General features: G+C 68.3%; 2 protein-coding genes. Both read left to right on the top strand.

What is annotated here, in order from left to right; translation table 11 throughout:
* A partial coding sequence (locus tag ACXJKJ_RS31005; RefSeq protein ID WP_457395400.1) for a hypothetical protein occupies positions 1–201 on the top strand: 201 nt, incomplete at its 5' end.
* 16 nt (positions 202–217) lie between these two features.
* On the top strand, positions 218–626 hold a 409-nt coding region (ubiG, locus tag ACXJKJ_RS31000), incomplete at its 3' end, for a bifunctional 2-polyprenyl-6-hydroxyphenol methylase/3-demethylubiquinol 3-O-methyltransferase UbiG (protein WP_457395398.1).

Below are 626 nucleotides of genomic sequence, written 5' to 3'. Positions count from 1 at the left end.
GACCTGTCCGCGCTGGAAACCCAGCCGCTGCACCATGTGCTGTCGCAGCTTGTGTATGCCGCCGGCCGCCACCAGGTCAGCGATGTCTGGATCGCCGGGCAGCCCAAGCTGGTCCAGCGCGAGCTGGTCGGCATGGACACTGCGGCGATCGTCGCCAACGCCCGCCAGTGGCGCGAGCGCRTCCGCCACATCCGCGCTTGATGCACCAAGGATTCCCATGACTACCCCGCACGCTTCCACCAATTTCGACCAGGCCGAACTGGACAAGTTCGCCGCCCTCGCCAACCGCTGGTGGGACGTCGACGGCCCGCAGAAGCCGTTGCACGCGCTCAATCCGGTGCGCCTGCAGTACGTCGCCAGCCGCGTCACGCTGCGCGGTGCGCGCGTGCTCGACATCGGCTGCGGTGGCGGCCTGCTCAGCGAAGCGTTGGCCAAGGAGGGCGCTGACGTCACCGCGATCGACTTGGCCCCGGAACTGGTCAAGGTGGCGCGGCTGCACAGCCTGGAATCGGGTGTGCAGGTGGATTATCGCGTGCAGGCCGCCGAGGACCTGGCCGCCGAACAGCCGGGCAGTTTCGACGTGGTCACCTGCATGGAAATGCTCGAGCACGTGCCGGACCCGGGCG

Source organism: Roseateles sp. P5_E1, assembly GCF_054049335.1.
This window is presented reverse-complemented; position numbering and strand designations above follow the sequence as displayed.